Source organism: Streptomyces sp. NPDC014006 (assembly GCF_043088925.1).
Lineage (GTDB): Bacteria > Actinomycetota > Actinomycetes > Streptomycetales > Streptomycetaceae > Streptomyces.
This window is the reverse complement of record NZ_JBICAJ010000012.1, coordinates 240401-264388: the sequence shown is the minus strand read 5'-3', so window position 1 is coordinate 264388 and position 23988 is coordinate 240401. Positions and strand designations below refer to the sequence as shown.

The 23988-nt window shown below is 71.6% G+C and carries 17 protein-coding genes; 2 read left to right on the top strand and 15 right to left on the bottom strand.

The window, feature by feature from the left end:
- Window positions 1-23: 23 nt before the first annotated feature.
- The 7 genes from ACF1GV_RS33870 to ACF1GV_RS33840 all read right to left on the bottom strand — a co-directional run bounded on the left by ACF1GV_RS33870 (window position 24) and on the right by ACF1GV_RS33840 (window position 8336).
- Window positions 24-554: a GNAT family N-acetyltransferase gene (locus ACF1GV_RS33870; protein ID WP_391688583.1), complete on the bottom strand. Its 531-nt coding sequence runs from the start codon at window positions 552-554 to the stop codon at window positions 24-26.
- A gap of 34 nt (window positions 555-588) precedes the next feature.
- Window positions 589-1437, bottom strand: coding sequence for a GNAT family N-acetyltransferase (locus tag ACF1GV_RS33865; protein ID WP_391688580.1), 849 nt, complete (start codon window positions 1435-1437; stop codon window positions 589-591).
- A 176-nt stretch (window positions 1438-1613) separates the two neighbouring features.
- Window positions 1614-2771 carry a flavodoxin-dependent (E)-4-hydroxy-3-methylbut-2-enyl-diphosphate synthase gene (gene ispG, locus ACF1GV_RS33860; protein WP_391688577.1) on the bottom strand — a complete coding sequence of 386 codons (1158 nt, stop codon included), beginning with the start codon at window positions 2769-2771 and terminating at the stop codon, window positions 1614-1616.
- A 170-nt stretch (window positions 2772-2941) separates the two neighbouring features.
- Window positions 2942-4246, bottom strand: a complete 1305-nt coding sequence (locus ACF1GV_RS33855) for a M50 family metallopeptidase (RefSeq protein ID WP_391688574.1) — start codon at window positions 4244-4246, stop codon at window positions 2942-2944.
- Window positions 4243-5499: a 1-deoxy-D-xylulose-5-phosphate reductoisomerase gene (gene dxr / locus ACF1GV_RS33850; RefSeq protein WP_391688572.1), complete on the bottom strand. Its 1257-nt coding sequence runs from the start codon at window positions 5497-5499 to the stop codon at window positions 4243-4245. The genes ACF1GV_RS33855 and dxr overlap by 4 nt, the downstream gene beginning before the upstream one ends.
- Before the next feature lie 37 nt (window positions 5500-5536).
- Window positions 5537-6292: a hypothetical protein gene (locus ACF1GV_RS33845; protein ID WP_391688570.1), complete on the bottom strand. Its 756-nt coding sequence runs from the start codon at window positions 6290-6292 to the stop codon at window positions 5537-5539.
- A gap of 79 nt (window positions 6293-6371) precedes the next feature.
- Window positions 6372-8336: an acyl-CoA dehydrogenase family protein gene (locus ACF1GV_RS33840; protein WP_391688568.1), complete on the bottom strand. Its 1965-nt coding sequence runs from the start codon at window positions 8334-8336 to the stop codon at window positions 6372-6374.
- A gap of 303 nt (window positions 8337-8639) precedes the next feature.
- Here ACF1GV_RS33840 and ACF1GV_RS33835 point away from each other — a divergent pair, with 303 nt between their 5' ends.
- Window positions 8640-9647 (top strand): LacI family DNA-binding transcriptional regulator, encoded by a 1008-nt coding sequence (locus ACF1GV_RS33835; RefSeq protein ID WP_391688566.1) that lies wholly within the window; start codon window positions 8640-8642, stop codon window positions 9645-9647.
- 46 nt (window positions 9648-9693) lie between these two features.
- Here the strand turns inward: ACF1GV_RS33835 and ACF1GV_RS33830 are convergent, their stop codons facing one another.
- From ACF1GV_RS33830 to ACF1GV_RS33805, 6 genes are all read right to left on the bottom strand, one after another.
- Window positions 9694-10407: a hypothetical protein gene (locus ACF1GV_RS33830; protein ID WP_391688563.1), complete on the bottom strand. Its 714-nt coding sequence runs from the start codon at window positions 10405-10407 to the stop codon at window positions 9694-9696.
- A 47-nt stretch (window positions 10408-10454) separates the two neighbouring features.
- Window positions 10455-12647 carry a glycoside hydrolase N-terminal domain-containing protein gene (locus ACF1GV_RS33825; protein ID WP_391688560.1) on the bottom strand — a complete coding sequence of 731 codons (2193 nt, stop codon included), beginning with the start codon at window positions 12645-12647 and terminating at the stop codon, window positions 10455-10457.
- On the bottom strand, window positions 12644-14674 hold the full coding sequence (locus ACF1GV_RS33820) for a beta-galactosidase (protein ID WP_391688557.1): 2031 nt from the start codon (window positions 14672-14674) through the stop codon (window positions 12644-12646). Before ACF1GV_RS33820 ends, ACF1GV_RS33825 begins: the two co-directional genes overlap by 4 nt.
- Window positions 14675-14837: 163 nt before the next feature.
- Window positions 14838-15785 carry a carbohydrate ABC transporter permease gene (locus tag ACF1GV_RS33815; RefSeq protein ID WP_391688554.1) on the bottom strand — a complete coding sequence of 316 codons (948 nt, stop codon included), beginning with the start codon at window positions 15783-15785 and terminating at the stop codon, window positions 14838-14840.
- A complete protein-coding gene (locus ACF1GV_RS33810) occupies window positions 15782-16816 on the bottom strand; it encodes an ABC transporter permease (RefSeq protein ID WP_391688551.1) in 1035 nt (344 codons plus the stop codon). The genes ACF1GV_RS33815 and ACF1GV_RS33810 overlap by 4 nt, the downstream gene beginning before the upstream one ends.
- A 29-nt stretch (window positions 16817-16845) precedes the next feature.
- Window positions 16846-18537 (bottom strand): extracellular solute-binding protein, encoded by a 1692-nt coding sequence (locus ACF1GV_RS33805; protein ID WP_391688548.1) that lies wholly within the window; start codon window positions 18535-18537, stop codon window positions 16846-16848.
- A 208-nt stretch (window positions 18538-18745) separates the two neighbouring features.
- Here ACF1GV_RS33805 and ACF1GV_RS33800 point away from each other — a divergent pair, with 208 nt between their 5' ends.
- Window positions 18746-21568, top strand: a complete 2823-nt coding sequence (locus ACF1GV_RS33800; protein WP_391688547.1) for a glycoside hydrolase family 3 C-terminal domain-containing protein — start codon at window positions 18746-18748, stop codon at window positions 21566-21568.
- A 43-nt stretch (window positions 21569-21611) separates the two neighbouring features.
- Here the strand turns inward: ACF1GV_RS33800 and ACF1GV_RS33795 are convergent, their stop codons facing one another.
- Together ACF1GV_RS33795 and ACF1GV_RS33790 are read right to left on the bottom strand one after the other, a co-directional pair.
- Window positions 21612-22292, bottom strand: a complete 681-nt coding sequence (locus ACF1GV_RS33795) for a hypothetical protein (protein WP_391688545.1) — start codon at window positions 22290-22292, stop codon at window positions 21612-21614.
- A 122-nt stretch (window positions 22293-22414) separates the two neighbouring features.
- Window positions 22415-23860, bottom strand: a complete 1446-nt coding sequence (locus tag ACF1GV_RS33790; protein WP_391688543.1) for an aldehyde dehydrogenase family protein — start codon at window positions 23858-23860, stop codon at window positions 22415-22417.
- Between the last annotated feature and the right edge of the window lie 128 nt (window positions 23861-23988).

Sequence of the window (23988 nt, the reverse complement as noted above, 5' to 3'; positions counted from 1 at the left end):
GCCGCCGTCGCCGGAAATCCGTTTCACGGGCGGCGCAGCGGCAGGGGGGCGCCCATCACGGCGTACGGCTTGGGGGCGCTCGGGAAGTGCACCTGGCGGGCCAGGTCGCGGTAGCCGAGGGAGCGGTACAGGGCGCGGGCCGGGCTCTCGGTGTCGATCGCGGAGAGGATCGAGCGGCGCTCGGTGGCGCTGTCGGTGATCGTGGTGATCAGGCGGCGGCCGATGCCCCGGTTCTGGTGGTCGGGGTGGACGTGCAGCTCGGTGATCACGAAGGAGTCGTCGAGCCACTCCTCGTGCCCCTGGGCGCGCAGGTAGGGCTCGACGACCGTGGACCACCAGTGGGCGCGGTCGTTGGGCATGCCGTAGACGAAGCCGACGAGGCGGCCTTCGACGGTGGCGCCGAGGGCGCGGGCGCCCGGGTGGGTCATGTGGCGGATGACGATCTGACGGCGTACGGCCACCTCGTCGGCGCCCAGTCCGAAGGCGAGGGCCTGGACGGCCAGTGCCTCGTCGACGTGGGCGGACAGGTCCAGCGGGCCGATCACGACATCCATGCCGGGAGCCTACAGTGGGGCCTGTGCGCGGGGATCAGAAAAGCACGCTCATGAATTCGTCGACTTCCCGGAAGCCGACGCGCCGGTACGTCCTGCGTGCCGGGGTGTTGAAGTCGTTGACGTACAGGCTCACGACGGGTGCCACGTCGGCCAGCGCGTAGCGCAGGACGGCCGCCATGCCGGGGGCCGCGAGGCCCTTGCCGCGGTATGCGGGGTCCACCCACACGCCCTGGATCTGGCAGGCCTGCGGGGTCGCCGCGCCGATCTCCGCCTTGAACATCACCTTGCCGTGTTCGTCGACGCGGGCGAAGGAGCGGCCCGAGCCGACGAGTTCGGCGACCCGGGCCTGGTAGAGCAGGCCGCCGTCGCCGGCCATCGGGGAGACGCCGACCTCCTCGGTGAACATCGCCACGCAGGCCGGCATGATCGTCTCCATCTCGTCCTTGCGGACGCGGCGGACGTAGGGGTCCGGGGCGATGTCGTCGGGCATGCGGTCGGTGACCATCAGGGGCTGGTGCGCGCGCACGTCGCGGGCCGGGCCCCAGTGGGGTTCGAGGAGGCGCCACAGCTCCGCGGTGGGGCCGGCGGGGCCGACGATCGAGGAGCAGCGGCGGCCGGCCCGCCGGGCGCGGTCGGCGAAGGCCCGCACTGCGCGCGGGGTGGCGCAGATCGGCACGAGGTTGGCGCCCGCGTAGCACAGGGACGTGAGCATGCCGTCCTCGTACCAGCCCCACATCTCGCCGCCGAGCCGCCACGGGTCGAGGCCCGCGACCTGGACGCGCGAGGTCACGAAGGCGTTCGTGACCGGCTCGCGGTGCAGGACGGCGAGCGCGGCGTCCAGGTCGCTCGGTTCGAGGACCCGTGAGGTGGTCTGGGTCAGCACGGGTGGGGCCTCACGGTCGGGTGTGCACTGATCTCCGCACTATAGCTGCGCTGCTTTGCCGGGCGCCTTCTGGATCGGGAGGCTCGGGTTCAATGGGCGGGTGCGGGTTCGTTGTGGCTGGTCGCGCAGTTCCCCGCGCCCCTTTCGGGGCGCCTGCGCCGCTGACGTCCGAACGTTCAGCCCGCGACCGTGACCGACGGTTCGCCGGAGGCGGTGCCGTCCTTCTCCATCTGCTCGGCGAGCTTCATGGCCTCTTCGATCAGGGTCTCGACGATCTTGGACTCGGGGACGGTCTTGATGACCTCGCCCTTGACGAAGATCTGGCCCTTGCCGTTGCCGGAGGCGACGCCGAGGTCGGCTTCGCGGGCCTCGCCGGGGCCGTTGACGACGCAGCCCATGACGGCGACGCGCAGCGGGACGTCCATGCCGGTGAGGCCGGCGGTGACCTCTTCGGCCAGCTTGTAGACGTCGACCTGGGCGCGGCCGCAGGACGGGCAGGAGACGATCTCCAGGCCGCGCTGGCGCAGGCCGAGGGACTGCAGGATCTGCAGGCCGACCTTGACCTCCTCGACGGGCGGGGCCGAGAGGGAGACGCGGATGGTGTCGCCGATGCCCTGGGAGAGCAGGGCGCCGAAGGCGACCGCCGACTTGATCGTGCCCTGGAAGGCGGGGCCGGCCTCCGTCACGCCGAGGTGGAGGGGGTAGTCGCACTGCTCGGCGAGCTGGCGGTAGGCCTCGATCATCACGACCGGGTCGTTGTGCTTGACGGAGATCTTGATGTCGCGGAAGTCGTGCTCCTCGAAGAGGGACGCCTCCCACAGGGCCGACTCCACCAGGGCCTCGGGGGTCGCCTTGCCGTACTTCTGGAGCAGGCGCCGGTCCAGGGAGCCGGCGTTGACGCCGATGCGGATCGGGGTGCCGTGGTCCTTGGCGGCCTTGGCGATCTCCCTGACCTTGTCGTCGAACTGCTTGATGTTGCCGGGGTTGACGCGGACCGCAGCGCAGCCGGCCTCGATCGCGGCGAAGACGTACTTCGGCTGGAAGTGGATGTCGGCGATGACCGGGAGCTGCGACTTGCGGGCGATCGTGGCGAGCGCGTCGGCGTCGTCCTGCGTCGGGCAGGCCACTCGCACGATCTGGCAGCCGGAGGCGGTCAGCTCGGCGATCTGCTGGAGCGTGGCGCCGATGTCGGACGTGCGGGTCGTCGTCATCGACTGCACCGAGACGGGGGCGTCTCCGCCGACGGCCACGGATCCGACCTGGATCTGCCGGCTCTTCCGGCGCTCGGCGAGCTTGGTCGGAACGGACGGCATGCCGAGAGAAATCGCAGTCATCTGCTGTGCAACCCCAAGTCGTGGATCAAGGTCCCGGTCCCGTCAGCGGCGGGCTCCGGGTTTCGAGATTACGGCACGGGCGATCGAGCGGGCACATCCCACCCGCACAACACACTCGAAGAGAGCGGCCGGGCGCCCTGGGGTGCCCGGCCGCCGGAAAGCACCCGTGACTACGAGATTCTCACCGGGTTGACCACGTCCGCGATCAGGACGAGGGCGGTGAAGCAGATGAAGATCCCTGCCACCACATAGGCCACCGGCATCAGCTTCGCCACGTCGAACGGGCCGGGGTCCGGGCGGCGCAGCACCTTCGCGAGGTGGCGGCGCAGGGCCTCCCACAGGGCGCCCGCGATGTGCCCGCCGTCGAGCGGGAGGAGCGGGAGCATGTTGAACAGGAACAGGGAGAGGTTGAAGCCGGCGACCAGCATCAGGGCCATGCCGAGCTGCTGGGTGGGCGGGATGTGCAGGGTGAAGATCTCACCGCCGACACGGGCCGCGCCGACGACGCCCATGGGCGAGTCGGGGGCGCGGGGCGCGCCGTGGAAGGCGGAGTCCCACAGGGCGGGGATCTTGGCCGGGAGGGCGGCGAGGGAGTCGACCGCGTCGCCGACCCGGTCGGTCATCCACGTGACGGACTGGCCGAAGTCCTGCTTGACGACGCCGGTGGCGGCGCTGAAGCCGAGGAAGCCGGCCTTGACGTACTCGCCCTGGACGTAGGCGCCGGAGCCGTCCTTCTTGGCGACCATGTTGGTGGCGATCTTCGCGTGCAGGGTCACCTCCCGGCCGCCCCGGTCGACGGTGATCGGCACGGTCTTGCCGGCGCTGTCGCGGATGAGGTCGGACAGCGTGTTCCAGTCGTCGGTGCGTCGGCCGCCGAAGGCGACGATCTTGTCGCCGGCCTTCATGCCCGCGGCCGCCGCCGGGGAGGGGGGGTCGGTCTTCTTGCACGTGTCGCGGTTCTCGCTCTGCGAGATGACGCAGGGCGAGACGGAGCTGACGGCGGTGGTCTGCTGCTGGATGCCGAAGCCCATGAGCACGACGAGGAAGAGGGCGACGGCGAGGATCAGGTTCATGAAGGGGCCCGCGAACATCACGATGACCCGCTTCCACGGCTTGCGCGTGTAGAAGAGGCGTGATTCGTCACCGGGCTGCAGTTCCTCGAAGGCCGCCGAGCGGGCGTCCTCGATCATGCCGCGCCACGGGGAGGTGGAGCGGGCGGTGATCCGGCCGTCGTCGCCGGGCGGGAACATGCCGATCATGCGGATGTAGCCGCCGAAGGGGACGGCCTTGACGCCGTACTCGGTCTCGCCCTTCTTCCGCGACCAGATGGTCGGGCCGAAGCCGACCATGTACTGCGGCACGCGGATGCCGAACAGCTTGGCCGTGGACAGATGCCCCAGCTCGTGCCAGGCGATCGAGACGAGCAGGCCGACCGCGAAGACCACTATGCCGAGGATCATCATCAGGGTCGTCATGCACGGGCCTCCGCGGTCTTCGCTGTCAGTTCCCTGGCCCGGGCTCTCGCCCAGGTCTCCGCCTCGAGGACGTCCGGCACGGTGAGTGAAGTTCCCGTGACCGGCGTGTCGTGTTCCTCGACCACCCGGATGACGGTGTCCATGATCCCGTTGAACGGCAGCGCGCCGCGCAGGAACGCGTCCACGCACTCCTCGTTGGCGGCATTGAACACCGCCGGGGCGGTGCCCGCGAGCGTACCCACGTGCCGGGCGAGGTTCACGGAGGGGAAGGCGTCGTTGTCCAGCGGGAAGAACTCCCACGTGGAGGCCTTGCTCCAGTCGAAGGCGGGCGCGGCGTCGGGGACACGTTCGGGCCAGCCGAGGCCGATGGCGATCGGGCCCCGCATGTCGGGGGGCGTCGCCTGGGCCATCGTCGATCCGTCCGTGAACTCCACCATCGAGTGGACATACGACTGCGGATGCACGACGACCTCAATGCGGTCGAAGGGAATGTCGTACAGCAGGTGTGCCTCGATGACCTCCAGACCCTTGTTGACGAGGGTCGCGGAGTTGATCGTGATGACGGGTCCCATGGCCCAGGTGGGGTGGGCGAGGGCGTCCTCGACGGTGACGTGGGCGAGGTCGGCCCTGGTGCGGCCGCGGAAGGGGCCGCCGGAGGCGGTGACGACGAGCTTGCGCACGTCCGCGCGGGTGCCGGCGGCGAGCGCCTGGAAGAGCGCGGCGTGCTCGGAGTCGACCGGGATGATCTGGCCGGGCTTGGCCAGCGCCTTGACCAGCGGGCCGCCGACGATGAGCGACTCCTTGTTGGCGAGCGCGAGGGTGCGGCCCGCCTCCAGGGCGGCGAGGGTCGGCGCGAGACCGATGGAGCCGGTGATGCCGTTGAGGACGGTGTGACAGTCGGAGGCGGCGAGCTGCGTGGCCGCGTCGGGCCCGGCGAGGATCTCGGGCAGCGGCTCCCCGGCACCGTACTGCCCGGCGAGCGCTTCGCGCAGGTGCGGTACGACGTCCTCGCGGGCCACCGCGACGGTGCGCACCCTCAGCCGGCGGGCCTGCTCGGCGAGCAGGGCGACGCGGCCGCCGTTGGCGGACAGGCCGGTGACCCTGAACCGGCCGGGGTTGCGCAGCACGAGGTCGACGGCCTGGGTGCCGATCGAGCCGGTGGAGCCGAGGATCACGACGTCCTTCGGGCCGTCCGCGGTCACCGGGTCGTAGACGAGGTGCGGATCGGCGAGGGGTGCGGGACTGTCACTCATGACCCCCATTCTTGCCCCTCCGGGGCCCGGGAGGTGTTCACGGGGTCGCGCGCCGGAACTTCCGCCACTGCGCGTCCACCACGTCCTGCGGTACGCCGCCGACGTCCTCGGTGCTGTGCGTGTCGGCCCGGAAGGAGAGGATGGTGGAACCGGCGCGGATGACGGTGAGGTACTCGTACAGCTCCACGCGCGTGTCCTCGACGTCCTGTGTGGTGATGCGGAAGGCGTACGCCTCCTCGCCCGCGTCGGGCGGCCGCAGGGTCTCCACCCGCACCACCTTCGCGTCGGCGAGCACCCGCTCCTCGGTGAAGCCGTGCGCGCACTCCCGGCCCGCCCTGCCGAGGGCCCTCATCACGGCGGCGGCGTCGGCGGAGGTGTAGGAGCGCAGACGGAGGTCGATGTCGACGCCCCGTTCGGCGTCCGGGTCCCAGACGGTGCGGACGATCTCGGCGGCCGGGTCGTGCGGTGTGGCGCCCTTGGCGAGGCTGACGAGCGGCTGGCAGACGTCCGGTTCGGCGGTGTACGTGTCGCCGGCGGGCGGCTCGCCGTCGACGGGTTCCTGCGCCGTGTACGCCCCGGCGTCGTCCTCCTCGGAGAGCGCGGCGGCCAGCAGCTGGGTCCGGGTCAGCGGCTCGGGTCCGGCCGGGGCGGCGACCGGTGGGGCGGGCGAGGAGACGGCCGGTGAGGCGGCGGCCGTCCGGCCGGCGTCGTGTGCGCCGCAGGCGGCCGTGGCCGTGAGGACGGCCGCCGCGAGCGCGGCGGCCGCCGTGTGTCGTGCCCGTGCGCCGAGCATCCCCACCCCTGTGGTCGTGTGCCGTCGGTCGAATGGTCGACGATTGTGCACCACGCGCCGGGGCGGGAAGCGCGGGATGTCACCGGATCGGGCGGTGCACGTTCTCCTTCGTGCTCGGGCCGGGGGTGGTGTCGGCGATCCAGGGGCCGTCGCCGGAGGCGTCGATGATGCCGTCCTCCAGCCACGCGTACGTGCCCGTGAGGACGCCCTTGACGACCGTGCGGTCCACGTCGTCGGTGTTGTTCCACAGGCGGCCGAAGAGTTCCTCGACGCGCAGCCGGGACTGGCGGCAGAAGGCGTCGGCGAGCTGATAGGCCTCGCGGCCGTTGCGGCCCTGGGCGCGCAGCAGCTCGGCACGCACGCAGGCGGCGCTCATCGCGAACAGTTCGGCGCCGATGTCGACGATACGGCCGAGGAAGCCCTGCTTGGACTCCATGCGGCCCTGCCAGCGGGACATGCCGTAGAAGGTGGAGCGGGCGAGCTTGCGGGCGGTGCGCTCGACGTAGCGCAGGTGCGGCGAGAGGTCCACCTCGCGCTTGAACTCGGCGTAGGCGGTGGGCAGCTGGCCGGGTCCTGCGACCAGTTTCGGCAGCCACTTGGCGTAGAAGACGCCGGCGTTCGCGCCCGCCTTCGCCTTGTCGGACAGGGACTTTCCCGGGTCGATGAGGTCGCCCGCGACCGACAGGTGGGCGTCGACGGCCTCCCGCGCGATCAGCAGGTGCATGATCTCCGTCGAGCCCTCGAAGATGCGGTTAATGCGCAGGTCGCGCAGCAGCTGCTCGGCGGGGACCGCGCGTTCGCCGCGGGCGCGCAGGGACTCGGCGGTCTCGAAGCCGCGGCCGCCGCGGATCTGGACCAGTTCGTCGGCCATCAGCCAGGCCATCTCGGAGGCGTACAGCTTGGCGAGCGCGCCCTCGATGCGGATGTCGTTGCGGTCCTCGTCGGCCATCTGGGAGGCGAGGTCGGTGACGGCCTCCAGGGCGAAGGTGGTGGCGGCGATGAAGGAGATCTTCGCGCCGACCGCCTCGTGCTGGGCGACGGGCTTGCCCCACTGTTCGCGGGCCGCCGACCACTCGCGGGCGATCTTCAGGCACCACTTGCCGGCGGCGACGCAGGAGGCGGGCAGGGAGAGCCGGCCGGTGTTGAGGGTGGTCAGGGCGATCTTCAGGCCTTGGCCCTCCTCGCCGATGCGGTGGGCGGCGGGGACGCGGACCTGGTGAAAGCGGGTGACGCCGTTCTCGATGCCGCGCAGGCCCATGAAGGCGTTACGGTTCTCGACGGTGATGCCGGGCGAGTCGGCCTCCACGACGAAGGCGGTGATGCCGCCCTTGTGGCCCTCGCCGCGCGGCACCCGGGCCATGACGACGAGCAGGTCGGCGACCACCCCGTTGGTGGTCCACAGCTTCACCCCGTCGAGGACGTACTCGTCCCCGTCGGGTACGGCGGTGGTGGCGAGCCGGGCCGGGTCGGAGCCGACGTCGGGCTCGGTGAGCAGGAAGGCGCTGATGTCGGTGCGCGCGCAGCGCGGCAGGAACTTCTCCTTCTGTTCCTGGGTGCCGAACATCTTCAGCGGCTGGGGCACGCCGATCGACTGGTGCGCGGACAGCAGCACGCCGATCGCGGGGGACGCCGAGCCGGCCAGGGCGAGCGCCTTGTTGTAGTACAGCTGGGTGAGGCCGAGCCCGCCGTACTTGGGGTCGATCTTCATGCCGAGGGCGCCGAGCTCCTTGAGGCCGTCGATCACCTCGTCGGGGATGCGGGCCTCGCGCTCGATGCGGGCCGCGTCGACCCGGGTCTCGACGAAGTCGCGCAGCTTGGCGAGGAAGGCCTCGCCGCGCTGGACGGCGTCGTCGGCGGGCAGCGGGTGCGGGTGGATGAGGTCGAGCCGGAAGCGGCCGAGGAACAGCTCCTTGGCGAAGCTGGGCTTGCGCCAGTGCTGTTCGCGGGCGGCCTCCGCCACCTCACGGGCCTCGCGCTCGCTGACGGCGGGCCGGGAGGGCGGTGGGGTGGAGGGAGAGGAGGAGGGAGTGGTGGGGGCGGACATGAGGGTCACCTCGCCGCGAAGAGGGATGTTCGGGGACCGTTCGTTACCGACCAGTGCTACTGGATCGTTGGTACCCGAAAGCGGACGTCCTCACCAGTCCTCGCGCGTCCGTTCAGCCGATGCCGGTACCTTCGGGGCGGGTGCGGCAGAGGCCGAGCGAGCTGCGGGTACTGGGGCGGCGTCGAAGCGCTTCGACACCACATCTGGACACCGGACTCAGAGGCAGACTAGGGTCGAAGTACCCTGATCACATCTGTCCACCGCGAGCGCCGTCGAAGCGCTTCACATCGCTTGGAGAACCGGATGGTCACCCTCGCCGAGGTCGCCCAGCACGCCGGAGTCTCGGCGAGCACGGTGAGCTACGTCCTCAGCGGCAAGCGGTCCATCTCCGCGACCACCCGGCAGCGCGTCGAGCAGAGCATCCGGGAGCTGGGCTACCACCCGAACGCCGGAGCGCGCGCCCTGGCCAGCAGCCGCTCGAACATCATCGCGCTGATGATCCCGCTGCGCACCGACATGTACGTGCCGGTGATGATGGAGATCGCCATCGCGGTCGCCACCACCGCCCGCACCCACGGGTACGACGTACTGCTGCTCACCGGCGAGGAGGGCCCCGACGCCGTGCGCCGCGTCACCGGGAGCGGGCTCGCCGACGCGATGATCCTGATGGACGTCCAGCTGGAGGACGAGCGGCTGCCGCTGCTGCGCGGAAGCGGACAGCCCAGTGTTCTGATCGGTCTGCCCGCCGACACCACCGGTCTGACCTGCGTCGACCTGGACTGGGGCGCGACGGGCGCGCTGTGCCTTCAGCATCTGGCGGCGCTCGGCCACCGTGACATCGCCGTCATCGGCGAGGCGCCGGCCGTCTACGAACGGCACACCGGCTTCGCCGAGCGCACCCTGGACGGGCTGCGTTCACGCGCACGTACGCTGGGCCTGCGCGTGCTGCACCGCCCGAGCGAGGGCGGGTACGACGCGATGGCGGCCACGCTCGCCCGGATCTTCGACGAGCGGCCCGGCACCACCGGGTTCGTGGTGCAGAACGAGGCGGCGGTGGAGCCGCTGCTCGCGCTGCTGCGCCAGCAGGGCCGTGCCGTACCGGAGGACGTGTCGGTGGTGGCCATCTGCCCCGACCAGGTCGCGACGCAGGGCTCGGTGCGGCTGACGTCCGTCGCCGTGCCCGCGCAGGAGATGGGGCGCAACGCCGTCGAGCAGCTGGTAGCCAAGCTGGACGGACGCGGCAGCGACGACGTCGTGCTGATCGCGCCGGAGCTGACGGTCCGGTCGAGTTCGGGTCCGGCGCCTTCCTGAGCCGTGCGGCCGGCCCCGTAGGGGAGGGACCGGCCGCACCCTTCGGTCAGCCGCCGCTCACCGTCAGGTTGTCGGTGACGAAGTCGAGGCCGCCCGAGGACGAGGTGATCTCGTAGCCGAACTGCACGTCCCCGATGGTCTCGTTGCCGAACCAGCCCTTGGTGTCCTTGATCCACTTCAGGACCGGCAGGATGTTCACCGTGCCGGAGGTGGAGTTGGCGGTGCGGACGAAGGAGAACACCTCGTTGGCGCCGTTGTTCCCCTTGTAGACCGTCCAGGTGTGCCCGCCGAGCGTGACGTTGCCCTGCGAGGTGCCGAGCGGGCCGACGGCTCCGGTCTTGTTGACCCAGAGCATGATCTCGTAGTCGTGGTCGGTGTCCCAGATGTCGTACGAGGTGTTGTACGCGCCGGCCGACGGGACCGTGACGTGGTAGCTGCTGGTGAGCGAGGACAGCGAGGTGATCGGCTTGTTGATCACCTTCTTGGCGTTGGGGTAGGACTTGATGCCGCCGGTGTCGGGGTGGTTCGCCCAGACGCCCCAGTTGGTGCCGGAGTTGGCCCAGACGCACTGGCTGCCGGCGCCGGATCCCCAGATGTTGTTGTAGAGGGTGTAGCCGTTCAGGATGGTGCTGCCCCACTGGTCGCAGGAGTTCCAGACGGCGGCCGAGGCGGGGGCCGCGGCGAGGCCGACGGTGGCGCCGAGGGCCAGCGCGGGGGCGAGGAGGCCCAGGGTGATCCGGCGCGTTGTACGTGTGGCCATGGTGTCCCTTCCATGGGTGGGGGGATCTACGGGGGGGGAATTGCGAGTCACCACGTCCCCAGGGTGAGGACGCGGTCTTCCCCGGCGACCAGGTCGAGCGGCTCGGTGCCGGAGGAAGTCCGTAGTTCGACGCGGACGGTGCGGGTCGGCGTGAGGACGGCCCGGGCTCCGTCGGGTGACCAGGCGAGGTCGACCCGGGCGCCGAACCGGGTGCGCACGCCGCGCAGTTCGCCCTGCGGGCAGCTCGGCGGCACCGCCGGGAGCAGGACCAGCCGATCGGGCGTGGACTGCACCAGCGCCTCGACGAGCACGGCGGGCAGGGTGTGCGCGGCGTCGGCGTTGTACACGTCGCGGCGCGGGTAGTGCGCGCTCATGAGAGAGGTGTGGAAGAAGTCGCCCCCGAGGACGGCGGCCAGGGCCCGGCCGACCCGGTCGGCGTCGCGCAGCCGGGCCGCGATCAACGCGTGGTGCAGATACCCGTGCGCGGAGTCGTTCTCGGCGCCGCGCAGGGCGAGGGCGCGGTGGGCGGCTGCGGCCAGGCCGGGCGCGTCGTAGGGATTGATCTCGTCCAGCGGCCAGACGGCGTAGAGGTGGCTGAGGTGGCGGTGGTCGTAGGCGTCCTCCAGCCCCGGCCAGGCCCACTCCGCCAGCGCGCCGTCGGCGTTGAGCCGGTGCGGGGGCAGCCGGTCGGCGAGGGCGAGCCATCGCTCGGCGTCGGCGGTGCCCGGGTGGTAGGCGGCGGCCGTGCGCAGGGCGTGCCGGGCCGCGGAGAGGTCCATGGCCGCGTTGATCGCGCCCCAGCTCGCGTTCGCGGGCCGGTTCTCGGGCGAGTAGGACGGGACGACGACCAGGTGCCCGTCGGCGTCCGTGCGGATGAGGAAGTCCTCGTAGAAACGGGCCACTTCGGCGAGGACCGCGCCGGTGCGCGCATCGCGCTCGCCGTGGATGTCGTCGTGGTCGACGAGGGCCTTGAGCAGCCAGTCGGCGCCCGCGGTCCACAGGTGCAGCGGGTACTCCCGGCTGAAGTGGTACGAGTGTCCCGACTCACCGTCGCTGTGCGCGGGCGCGACCACCCCACGGGCGCCGAAGACCGCGCGGGCGTTCTCCCGCCAGTCCGGCAGCTGACGATGCATCAGTGAGGCGAGGGCGTCGGTCACTTCGGGGAGCGCCGCGGCCGGGGCGGAGGCGGTCTGCAGGGGGAGGTTGGCGTCGTGGGTGAACGCCCCCGACCACGCCGTGTCCCAGGTGCCGGTCCACAGGCCGGTCAGGCGGGGCGGGTTGAGGCCGCTGGAGGACAGCAGGTGGTAGCGGCCGGCGGCGAACAGCCGCTCCAGCAGGGCCGGGCTGTGCGGGCGGGCGAGCAGCGCGGAGCCGGGCAGCGCGCGTTCGGCCGGGTCGGCACCCAGGTCGAGGGTGACCCGGGTGTAGGCGGTGCGGTGCCGCTCGAGATGCCGGCCGAGCAGGACGTCGTACGACGACGGCAGCTCGCGCAGGGCCCGTGTCTCGGCGGTGACGTCCAGCTCGCCGCGGTGCCGCCGGACCCGGGTGAGCAGCAGGACGGCCCGGGCGCCCTCGATGCGGGCGCCGGGCGGGGTGAGGGTGGTGCGGCCGCCGGTGACGGCCAGGACGGTGACGCCGGTACAGGCGCGGTCGCTGCCGGGATAGCGGGCGCGCAGGCTGAGGTCGGCGCCCTGCGGGGTGAGGAGTGCGCCGTGGCCGACGGCCAGGGTGGCGGGGGCGCCGGGCAGGCGCGGGTCGAGGTGGACGTCGACGGTGAGTGAGACCGCGGTCAGGTGCTGGACGATCACGTCGTCGGCGCGGGAGACGAAGACGCGGCTGGTCCGGTCGGCGCACCGCGCGATGGCCTCGCCGGTGGTGAAGTCGAGCCGGCGCCGATAGCTGCGCCGGTCGCCCACGCGGCTGCGCAGCCGTATCGCGAAGGCGGGGTGGAAGGGCTGCACCCATTGCAGGGGCCGCCCGTCGGTGAAGTCCTCGGCGGCGGTGGTGTCACCGGCCAGCAGCCGGTCCTGGAGGGCGGGGAGCCGGTCGGCGAGGCGCGGTGGGCGGGCGCGCTCGCCGCCTCCCGGGCGGACGAGGGTGTGGTGGGTGACGATGATCCGGTCGTCGCCGGGATCGCCGTGCACCAGGGCCCCGTGCCGGCCGTTGCCGGTCAGGAAGGCGTCCTCCCAGCGGGCGGCGGGTTCGGGCTCCCAGGTGCCGTGGACCGGGGTGTCGCTCATCGCCTCAGCACCGCCGCTCCGTAGCGCCCGAGCGTGACCTCGCCCGTGACGCTCGCGCCGGTCAGCAGTTCGCCGTGGGTGCCGGGGACGACGACGGTGACCGGCTCGCGGCTGTGGTTGAGCAGGAACAGCAGGTCACCGCGGCGTACGGCCTCCACGTGCGCCGGGAGGCCGTCCAGGACCGGGCGGGCGCCGGCGTCGGCGGCGATGCGTGCGAGCAGGGCGCGCAGCGCGTCGGGCTCGGGGAGCGTGGAGAGGTACCAGGCGCGGCCCCGGCGCAGCACGGCGGGCAGGCCGTCGAGCTCGCCTCCCTTGTAAGGGATCGTCTCGTCGGGGTCGGCGGGTTCGATCTCCTCCGACCACAGGGTGCCGGCGAAGTCCCCGCAGGCGAGGCCGCTCCCCGGCCCCGGGGCGCCGGTGAAGCCCGCGCAGGTGACGGTCTCCCCCGTCTCCAGCGGCCACCACTCGTGCAGGACGCGGATACCGAACAGCTCGCGCAGCCGGGCGTCCATGCCGCCGGGGCGTATCCGGTCGTCCCGGTCGGCGACGCCGGTGTGCAAGCCGCAGACCAGGGTGGCGCCCCGGCGGACGTACGCGAGGAGGTTCTCGATCGCGGCGTCGGTGAGCAGGTAGAGCTGCGGGACGAACACCGCCTTGTACCCGGACAGGTCGTGCTCGGGGTGGACGACGTCCGTGGTGAGGTGGGCCTCGCCGAGGGCGCGGTGCCAGGCGTGCAGCAGGTCGGGCTGGGCGAAGCGGGTGGACGGGCGGGCCTCCTGGTCGCCGGCCCACCAGGCGTGCCAGTCGTGCAGGACGGCGATCTCGGCCGTGACCGGGGTGCCGGTGACGTGCGGGCCGAGCCGGGCCAGCTCCGCGCCGAGCTGTCTGACCTCCTGGTACGTCCGGCCCTCCTCCCCCGCGTGGCCGACCATCGCGGAGTGGAACTTCTCGGCGCCCTGCCGGGACTGGCGCCACTGGAAGTAGCAGACGGCGTCCGCGCCCCGCGCCACGGCCTGCAAGGACCACAGCCGGTTCAGGCCGCGCGGCTTGGGGTGGTTCACACCGCGCCAGTTGACGGCTCCGGCCGCCTGCTCCATCAGCATCCACGGTCCTTGGGCCTGCGAACGGGTCATGTCCTGCACGAGCGCCCCGTGACGGGCGCCGCCGAGCGGGTCGCGCGGGTCGGGGTAGAGGTCGACGGAGACGACGTCCTCCTCCTGGGCCCAGCGCCAGGCGTCCTGCCCGGCCCACAGCGGCATGAAGTTGGTGGTGACCGGGAGGTGCGGGGTGTGCCGGGCGACGATGTCGCGCTCCGCGGTGAAGCACTCCATGAGCATGTCGGAGGTGAAGCGGCGAAAGTCCAGCACCTGGGTGGGGTTCTTCAGGTAGTGGGCGTGGCGCGGGGGCAGGACGCCGTCCCAGGTGTCGTAGCCCTGGCTCCAGAAGGCGGTGCCCCAGGCCTCGTTGAGGGCGCCGAGGGTGCCGTACCGCTCGCGCAGCCAGCGGCGGAAGGCGGCGGCTGCCTCGTCGCCGTGGTCGAAGGTGCAGTACTCGTTGTTGATGTGCCACATGGTGAGGGCCGGGTGGGTGGCGTAGCGGGCGGCCAGGTCCTCGGTGATGGCGGCGGCGTAGCGGCGGTAGGTGGGGCTGGAGTGCGAGAAGTGCTGGCGGCCACCCCACCACTCGACGCGGCCGTCGGCGTCGCGGGGCAGGGTGTCCGGGTACAGGCGGCCCAGCCAGGGCGGTGGTGAGGCGGTGGGGGTGGCGAGGACGACGCCGATGCCGTGGCCGTGCATCAGGTCCATGAGCCGGTCCAGCCAGCCGAAGTCCCGTGCCCCTGGCTCCGGTTCGAGCTTCGCCCAGGAGAAGACGCCGACCGTGACGGAGTTGACGCCGGCCTCGCGCATCAGCCGCACGTCGTCCTGCCAGGTCTCCTCGGGCCACTGCTCGGGGTTGTAGTCGCCGCCGAAGAGAAGGCGGCCGCGGGTGGCGTCGGCGAGGGCCGGTCCCTTGCGCCACGGTGTCATGCGGGCACCCCGTACTGGAGAGAGGCCCGGCGGCTCGGACGGGTCGCGTGCATGACATACCTCGTTCTGTGCGGCTCTGGAGGGACGGGGCGTGGGTCGCCGCGGCCGACCGCGGGGCAGGCGCAGGTCGGCCGCGGCGGATCGAGGGGGCGCGGGTCTCGGGTCAGCCCTTGACCGCGCCCGTGAGCATGCCCTTCTTGAAGTGCTTCTGGACGAAGGGCGAGAGAACGGCCACCGGGAGCAGCGCCATGACCATGACCGCCATCTGCACGGCGAGCCCCGACAGCTCGCCCGTCTTGATGGCCTGGCCCAGCCCGACCGGTGCCTCCTGTTTCTGCACCAGCTGGATCATGACGTTCTGCAGCGGCATCATGTCCTGGTCGTTCAGGTACAGCGAGGCGTTGAACCAGGCGCTCCAGTAGCCCACGGCGTAGAACAGCGTGATCACCGCGAGGACCGCGCGGGACAGGGGCATGACGATCTGCCACAGGATGCGGAAGTCACCGGCCCCGTCGATCCGCGCGCTGTCGATGAGTTCCGGCGAGATGCCCATGAAGAAGCCGCGCAGCACCAGGATGTTGAACACGCTCACCGCGCTCGGCAGGATCAGCGCGAGGTAGGTGTCGGTCAGGCCGAGCGTCTGCACCAGCAGGTAGGCGGGGATCAGGCCGGCGCTGAAGAACATCGTGGCCATCAGCACCATCAGCACCCAGCGGTGGCCGAGCGACCCGCTGCGGGACAGGCCGTACGCGCACAGCACGGACACGGTCATCGAGAACAGCGTGCCGACGAGGGTGACCAGGACGCTGATGACCGCGGCGCGGGTGACCTGGCCGCCGCTGAGCAGTTCCCGGTAGGCGACGAAGGTGACGCTCCTGGGGATCATGACCAGGCCGCCGGTCTCGTCGATGGTCTGCCGGGAGGACAGGCTGGTGACGACGACGATCCACAACGGGAAGAGGACGCCCAGGCAGGCGAGGGAGAGCACCAGTCCCTTGCCGGCGAGTCCGGCCCGGGTCGGGGTCTCCTCCCACACCGGGCGGGGCGGCGCGGCCCACCGGTGTGGCCGGTCCACCGGCCGGGGCCCGGGGTCGTCGATGACGGCGGTCATTTCTTGTACACCCCCTGCTCGCCCATGAGATGGGCCACCTTGTTCGCGGCGAGGACCAGGCCGATGCTGACGACGCCCTTGACCAGCCCGGCGGCGGCCGCGTAGCCGAAGTCCTGGTTGCGCACGCCGTTCCACCACACGAAGGTGTCGAGCACCTCCGACGCCCCCGGTCCGACCGCATCGCGTTGCAGCAGGATCTGCTCGAAGCCGACGGTCAGCGCGTCACCGACCCGCAGCACCAGCAGCAGCGCGATCACCGGGCGCAGCGCGGGCAGCGTGACGTGCCAGATGCGGCGCCAGCGGCCGGCGCCGTCCATCGCGGCGGCCTCGTACAGATCGGGGCTGACGGAGGCGAGGGCGGCGAGGAAGACGATGATCCCCCAGCCGGCGTCCTTCCACACGCCCTGCGCGGTGATGAGGAACTTGAACGTGCTCGGGTCGCTCATGATGTCGAGGCCGTCGTAGCCGTGTTGGCGCAGCAGCTGGGACAGCAGCCCCGCGCCGCCGAGCAGTTGCTGGAAGACGGCGATGACGAGCACCCACGAGAAGAAGTGCGGCAGGTAGAGCACGGCCTGCGCGACGGCCCGCACCCGGGGCCTGACCACGCTGTTGATGAGCAGCGCGAGCAGGATGGGGACCGGGAAGTACAGCACGAGCTGGAGCGCGAACAGCACCAGGGTGTTGCGGACCGCGCTCCAGAAGTCCGGATCCTCGAAGATCCGCCGGAAGTTCTCCAGGCCGACGAAGGGGCTGTGGAGGAGGGAGACGACGCCGTTGTCGCTGATGTAGGGGTCGTAGTCCTGGAAGGCGACGACATTGCCGAGGATCGGTACGTAGTTGAAGAGCAGTACCAGCAGCAGGGCCGGGAGCGTCATCAGGAGCAGCAGACGGTCGCGGCGGAACCTGGTCCGGAAACTCACCTTCCCCGACGGCCCCTCGCCCCCGGACCCGGTGGCACCACGGGCCGTCACCGACGTGTGCGCCGTTGTCTCGGCCTCGGACCTGCTCCGAGGCACCGTGCTGTGGGACACGGCCGTTCTCCTTGCCTGAAGGCGGCGGGTCAGTTGGCCGGGCCGTTCTCGTCGAGGATCTTCTTGTACCAGTCGCGCAGTTCGTCGCCGCCCTTGCTCTTCCAGTCGGAGACGGCCTGCTGCATGTCGCCGATCTTCTTGCGGCCGCGGACGATGTCGTCCTCCAGCTGCTCGAAGTCGTTGCCGAGGCTGGTGTAGCGGCCGGGCTCGGTGATCTGCATGCCGTAGAAGGACGACTTCCTGGTGAAGGCGCCCATCCGCTGCTGCCACTCCACCTGTCCCCTGGCGACGTCGGGGAAGTCGGGGTGGGCGATGGTCGCGGCGGGGCTCGCGACCATCACGTAGGCGTTCATCACGTCGATGTTGCCCTGGTCGGTCTTGACCGGGGTGCCGTCCTTGACCGTGTAGTGGGTGCCCTCGACGCCGTAGTTGGTGAGCATGTACTCCTTGGTGCCGTACGGCGCGGCGGTGACGTTGGCGAGGGCCAGCACGTCGCGGACGACCGGCTCGGACGCCTTCTTGTTGACGAAGGCGAAGATGTTGGCCGGCTGCGTGGCCCACAGGGTGGGACGGCCGCCGTCATGGCCGAAGACGTCCATGCCCCAGATCCGGAAGGCCGGGTTCTGCTTGGCCTGTTCGGCGGCGCGGCTCCACCACTGCGAGATGTCGTTGGCGTAGATGAGGAACTCGCCCGCCGCGAACTTGGGCCCCGGGTCGGTGGCTTGGCTCTTGCCCAGCCGGGCGTCGGGGTGCACGACCCCGGCGGCGAAGAGCTTGCGGGTCCACTCCAGGGCTTCGAGGAACTCCTCGGTCTCGATGCGGTTGATCAGCTTGCCGTCGACCAGGTTCCAGCCGAGCGGCTTCTCGCCGCCGGAGAGCACGCCGAAGGCCTGGAAGGCGGTCCACTTCATGTCGAGGCAGGCCCAGCGCTTGGCCTTGGCGTTGGTGATCTCCTTGGCCAGCGCCAGGAACTCGTCCGCCGAGCGCGGGATCTCGTAGCCCTCCTTGTCGAAGATGTCCTTGCGGTAGAGGGGAACGATGTTGGGCACGTAGGAGGCGGGCATGGGCAGCCCGCGCAGCTTGCCGCCGAAGAGGGAGCGCTGCCAGGCGTCCGTGGGGATCGCGGCGAGGTTGGGGTAGTCCTTGACGGCGTCCCCGGACAGGTAAGGGCCGAGGTCGGCGAACTTGCCGATGACGGCGCTCGGGATCTTGCCGTTCATGTTCCAGCCGGGGACGACGACCACGTCCGGGACGTCGCTGGAGGCGAGGACCGCGCCGAGCTTCTGCTCGTAGGTGTTGCCGTCCTGGTTCTGCCACCGGACGTCGACGCCGATCAGGTCGTTCATCGCCCGGTAGTAGGCGTTGTCGTTCTTCGGCGGGGAGCCCCAGAACGGCGACATGACGGTGACCTTGCCGCCCCTGCCGAGCTTCTTGGGCACCGACGTCTTCAGCCCGGCCAGGTCGAGCTTGCCGGTGAAGCCGATCGCGGAGCCGTTCTTGGAGGGGATGTCGGGCGCCACCACGCTGCCGGCGACGTACGCCGGAAGTATCTTCCCGGCGTTCTTGCCCGACGTGGTTCCCTCGCGCGAGCCGCTGTCCGAACCGCCGCAGGCGGCGAGGAGCGGCATGCCCCCGGCTACCGCTGCGGTGGCGGCCGCGGTGGAGGCGAGGAAGCTTCTCCGGCTGGTCCCGGAGGCAGCGGAGGCGGCGTTCGGCGTCATTGCGTCAACCCTTCAGGGAACTGCGTGAACCGGTTGAACTGGCTGAGGCGGAAGCGGACTTCACAGCGGCTACCCGATGTCGAAGCGCTTCGATGTTGCAGCGAGGTTAAGTGACGGCCCGGGGGCGCACAAGAGTCATGTCGCGGTCCCTTGACAGCGAGCGACCCAGCCGAAGAGCATCGAAGCGCTTCGAAGAAGGGGACTTCACATGACCGCTGACATCACTCCGGCCCTGCCCTTCCGCGACCCGCCGGTGCCGATGGGCAAGCGCGTCGAGGACCTTTTGGGCCGCCTCACCCTGGACGAGAAGATCTCCTTCCTGCACCAGTTCGCGCCCGCCGTGCCGCGGCTCGGCGTCGCCGCGTTCCGCACCGGGCAGGAGGCGCTGCACGGCGTGGCCTGGATGGGCCCGGCGACGGTCTTCCCGCAGGCCGTCGGCCTCGGCGCGACCTGGAACCCCGAGCTGGTGCGCCGGGTCGGCGAGGCCGTGTCCAAGGAGGTCCGGGCGATGCGCGCCCGTGACGAGCGCGTCGGCCTCAACGTCTGGGCCCCGACGGTCAATCTGCTGCGCCACCCGCTGTGGGGCCGGGGCGAGGAGGGCTACTCGGAGGATCCGAAGCTCACCTCCGCCATCGCCACCGCCTACACCCACGGCCTGCGCGGTGACCACCCGGTGTACTGGCGCACCGCGCCCGTCCTCAAGCACTGGCTCGCCCACAACAACGAGACACGGCGGGACACCACCTCCAGCTCGGTGCGGCCGCGCGTGCTGCACGAATACGACCTGCGCGCCTTCCGCGAGACGGTCGAGGCGGGCGCGGTGGCCGGGGTGATGCCGGCGTACAACCTGGTCAACGGCCGCCCCAACCACGTATCGCCGTATCTGAACGAGCAGTTGCGGCGCTGGACGGACGAGGAGCTGCTGGTCTGTTCCGACGCGGGCGCGCCGTCCAACCTGGTCGACTCGGAGCGCTACTTCGCCACCCACGAGGAGGCGACGGCGGCCGCGTTGAAGGCGGGCGTCGACAGCTTCACCGACCACGGCACGGACGCGACGCAGATCGTGGCGCGGGTGGAGAAGGCGTATGCGCGAGGCTTGCTGACGGAAGCGGACATCGACACAGCCGTCCGCCGCCAGCTCTCCGTCCGGTTCCGGCTCGGGGAGTTCGACGGGTACGAGGACGCGGGCGCCTTCGACACGCCGGGCCACCGGGAGCTGGCGCGGGAGGCGGCCGAGCAGGCGATCGTGCTGCTGCGCAACGACGGGCTGCTGCCGCTGGCCGCCGGCACCCGGATCGCGGTGGTGGGGCTGCTCGTCGACGAGTGCAAGCTCGACTGGTACAGCGGCACGCTCCTGCACCGGTCCACTCCGCTGGAGGGGCTGCACGAGCGGTTCGGGGCGGAGAGGGTGGAGTTCGCGGAGGGCGTGGACCGGGTACGGCTGCGGACCTCCGGGGGAGCGTTCCTCCAGGTGCCGGAGGCGGACGATGCCGGTGCGGAGGCGCCCTGGGCGGTGGGTGCGCTCGACCCGGCGCTGCTGGCCGGCCGTACGGACCTGCCGCCGCTGACCGCGTCCCCCGTGGGCAGCGAACTGGCCCTCGTCGACTGGGGCGAGGGCGTCCTGACGCTGCGCGCGGCCGACGGCCGCTACCTGTCCGTCGCCGAGGACGGCTACCTCCGCGCCTCCGCCGACCAGCCGGGCGGCTGGGTCGTCCAGGAGACGTTCCGCCTGGAACCGCATGGCGACGGTCACCTCCTGCGTCACCTGGGAACGGGTCGCCATGTCACGGTCGCCGCCGACGGCGTGAAGGTTGCCGCGGAGAACCCGGAGATCTTCACCGTGGTCGTCACCGAGCGCGGCGAGGACAAGGTGGCCCGGGCCGCGGCGCGGGCCGACGTGGTCGTACTGGTGGCGGGCAACGATCCCCACATCAACGGCCGCGAGACCGAGGACCGCACGACGCTCAGGCTGCCCGCCCAGCAGGAACGGCTGCTGCATGCGGCCCGGGAGGCCAATCCGCGCACGGTGCTCGCGCTGGTGTCGGCGTACCCGTACGCGCTGGACGGGGAGCGGCTGCCGGCGGTGCTGTGGACGGCGCACGGCGGCCAGGCGGCGGGCACCGCCCTGGCCCGCGTCCTTGCGGGGGACGTCTCCCCCGCGGGCCGCCTCCCGCAGACGTGGTACGCCGACGACGCCGACCTGCCCGACCTGCTGGACTACGACGTGATCGGCTCCCGCCAGACGTACCTCTACTTCGAGGGCACCGCGCTGTTCCCCTTCGGGCACGGCCTGTCGTACGCGTCCTTCGCCTACGGTGACCTGCGGACGTCGGTCGCGGACGACACGCTGCGGGTGTCCTTCACGGTGACCAACACCTCGGCGCGTCCCGCGGACGAGGTGGCCCAGCTGTACGGCCGTGCCGTGGAACCGTCGGTGCCGCGGCCGCGGCGGGAGCTGCTGACCCACCGTCGTCTCACCGTGGCCGCGGGCGAGACGGCGGAGGTGTGCTTCGACGTCCCGTTGTCCGCGCTCGCGTTCTGGGACGTGGCGCACGGTGAATGGCGCCTGGAACCGGGACCGTACGAGATCCTGGTCGGCGCCTCCAGCGAGGACATCCGGCTGCGGACGGCACTTCGGCTGGACGGCGAGCCCGCGGCCCCTCGCCCGGTCCGCGAACGGGGCCTGGACGCGGCCGACTTCGACGAGCAGAGCGGCGCGCAGATCGTGGACCGGACGAAGACCTCGGGCGACGCGGTGACGCCGGCGCCGGACTCCCCGGCGGAACTCCTCTTCCGGGCCTGCGACTTCGGACCGGACGGAGTGCGGGAGGTGACGGCGGAGGCGGCCGGCGAGGGCCGGCTGGAGATCTCGGTGCACGGCGGGTCACTGCTCGCCGTGCTGGAGGCGGACGGCAGTGACCCGTACGCCTACACGCGACTGACGGCCGCCTTCGCCACGGCAGGAGTCCACGACCTGCGCCTCACCCTGCACGGCACCCTGCGCCTCGCGCGCCTCGGCTTCACCAGGTGAGTCCGACCGCCCCGGGGTTGCCTCCTGGGCGAAGCCGGCCGGCTCAGAGCCGCACGAGGGCGTTCAGGTTCTCGTGGCCGATGCCCGGCCGGCTGAGCGCGAGCCAGCCGTGGCCGCGCATACGCGTGGACGCACCGACGAGGCCGGGGTCGACGGACAGCCGTCCGCACGCCCGGGCCACCGTCGTCGTGCCGTCGTGTTCCTCCCAGGGGAACGGGTCGCCGACGCAGTCCGCGTCGTTCTGCGCCGCGCAGCGCCGGCGGATGCGGCCCTCGCGGGCGACCACCCAGAGGCAGGTGCCGCCGGCTCCGTCCTCGTAGAACATCTGGGCCTCGCCGCACAGGGCACTCAGCCGCTCCGCCGCGGCCATCCACGCGTCCCAGTCGAGGCCGATCAGGTCGGGCAGATTGCCGAAGACCAGCCGCCAGCCGTCCAGTTCGGGAGTGATGAAAGCAGGGACCGCATCCTCGCGGAAGGGCAGGTCCTCGACGTCGGCACCCTCGTCCATGGTGACCGGGAACCGGTCGTGCAGACCGAGCGCCTCGAAGGCCCCGTCGTACGTCTCACCGGGCACCGCGTACCACCAGCCGCGAGGATCCAGCGGGAAGGGCTTGTCCCCGGCGGACTTGATACCCGCACGACGCTCCAGGAGCATACGGTCGCGCCGGTCGAGGCGGTCGGTCAGACCGGTGGCGATGAGGTCGCCCAGCCTGCTGTGGATCATGGCCGTTGATCCTACGCAGCCACGGGGGAGCAGCGCCTGCCGGGCCGCCCTCGCACGCGGGGACGACAACGGCCTCAGCCCCCGCACAGTGGGCTGAGGCCGTTGGCCTGGGGAGGGGTCGGTCAGAGGGCGATGCCCGTCAGGACCAGGACCCGCTCGTAGGTGTAGTCGTCCATCGCGAAGCGGACGCCCTCGCGGCCCACGCCGGACTGCTTGACGCCGCCGTACGGCATCTGGTCGGCGCGGTAGGAGGGGACGTCGCCGATGACGACGCCGCCGACCTCGAGGGCGCGGTGGGCGCGGAAGGCGGTCTGCAGGTCGTGCGTGAAGATGCCCGCCTGGAGGCCGAACTTGGAGCTGTTGACCGCGGCGAAAGCCTCGGCCTCGCCGTCGACCTTCTGCACGGTGAGGACCGGCCCGAAGACCTCCTCGCAGGCGATCGTGACGTCGGCCGGGACCTCGGCGAGGACGGTCGGCGCGTAGGAGGCGCCGTCGCGCTTGCCGCCCGCGAGCAGCTTCGCGCCGGCCGCCACGGCCTCGTCGACCCAGGACTCGACGCGCTTGGCGGCGTCCTCGCTGACCAGCGGGCCGACGTCCACCTTGTCGTCGGACGGGTCACCGGTGACCTGCGCCTCGACGGCCGAGACGATGCGCGGCAGCAGGCGGTCGTACACCGACGCGTCGGCGATCACGCGCTGCACCGAGATGCAGGACTGGCCGCCCTGGTAGTTGGAGAAGGTCGCGATGCGGGTCGCGGCCCAGTCCAGGTCCTCGTCGCTCGCCCAGTCGCCGAGCACGACGGCCGCGCCGTTGCCGCCCAGCTCCAGGGTGCAGTGCTTGCGCGGCACCGAGTCCATGATGGCGTAGCCGACCTTGTCGGAGCCGGTGAAGGAGATGACCGGCAGGCGCTCGTCCTTGACCAGGGCGGGCATGCGGTCGTTCGGGACCGTCAGGATCGACCAGGAGCCGGCCGGCAGGTCCGTCTCGGCCAGCAGCTCGCCGAGGATCAGGCCCGACAGAGGGGTGGCGGGGGCCGGCTTCAGGATGATCGGGGCGCCGGCGGCGATCGCGGGGGCGACCTTGTGGGCGCACAGGTTCAGCGGGAAGTTGAACGGCGCGATGCCGAGCACGACGCCCTTCGGGAAGCGGCGGGTGATCGCCAGACGGCCCTGGCCGCCGGCGTCGGTGTCGAGGCGCTGGCCGTCGCCGCCGTTGAAGCGGCGGGCCTCCTCGGCCGCGAAGCGGAACACGGACACGGCACGGCCGACCTCGCCGCGGGCCCACTTGATCGGCTTGCCGTTCTCGGCGGAGATCAGCTGGGCGATCTCCTCGGTGCGCTCGACGAGCCGCTTGCTGACGTGGTCCAGAGCGGCGGCGCGTACGTGCGCCGGGGTGGCGGCGAACTCGTCCCGCACGGCGTACGCGGCGGCCACGGCCTCCTCGACCTGCGCCTCGGTGGGCACGGCGACCGTGCCGACGAGCCGGCCGTCCCACGGGGAGCTGACGTCGAAGGTGTCGTCGCCGGTGGCCTGGCGGCCGGCGAGCCAGAAGGCGTGGGTGGAAGTCATGTGCGAGTCCCGGCCCTTCCGCGTAGGGGGTGTGCGTGCTTTCGAGACCACCGTAGGGCCGGGGCGGGCGGGGGTCGTTTGTCCGACCCGTAGCAGTCGGCGGCGCGCGTACGCCGCTTTGGCGTACG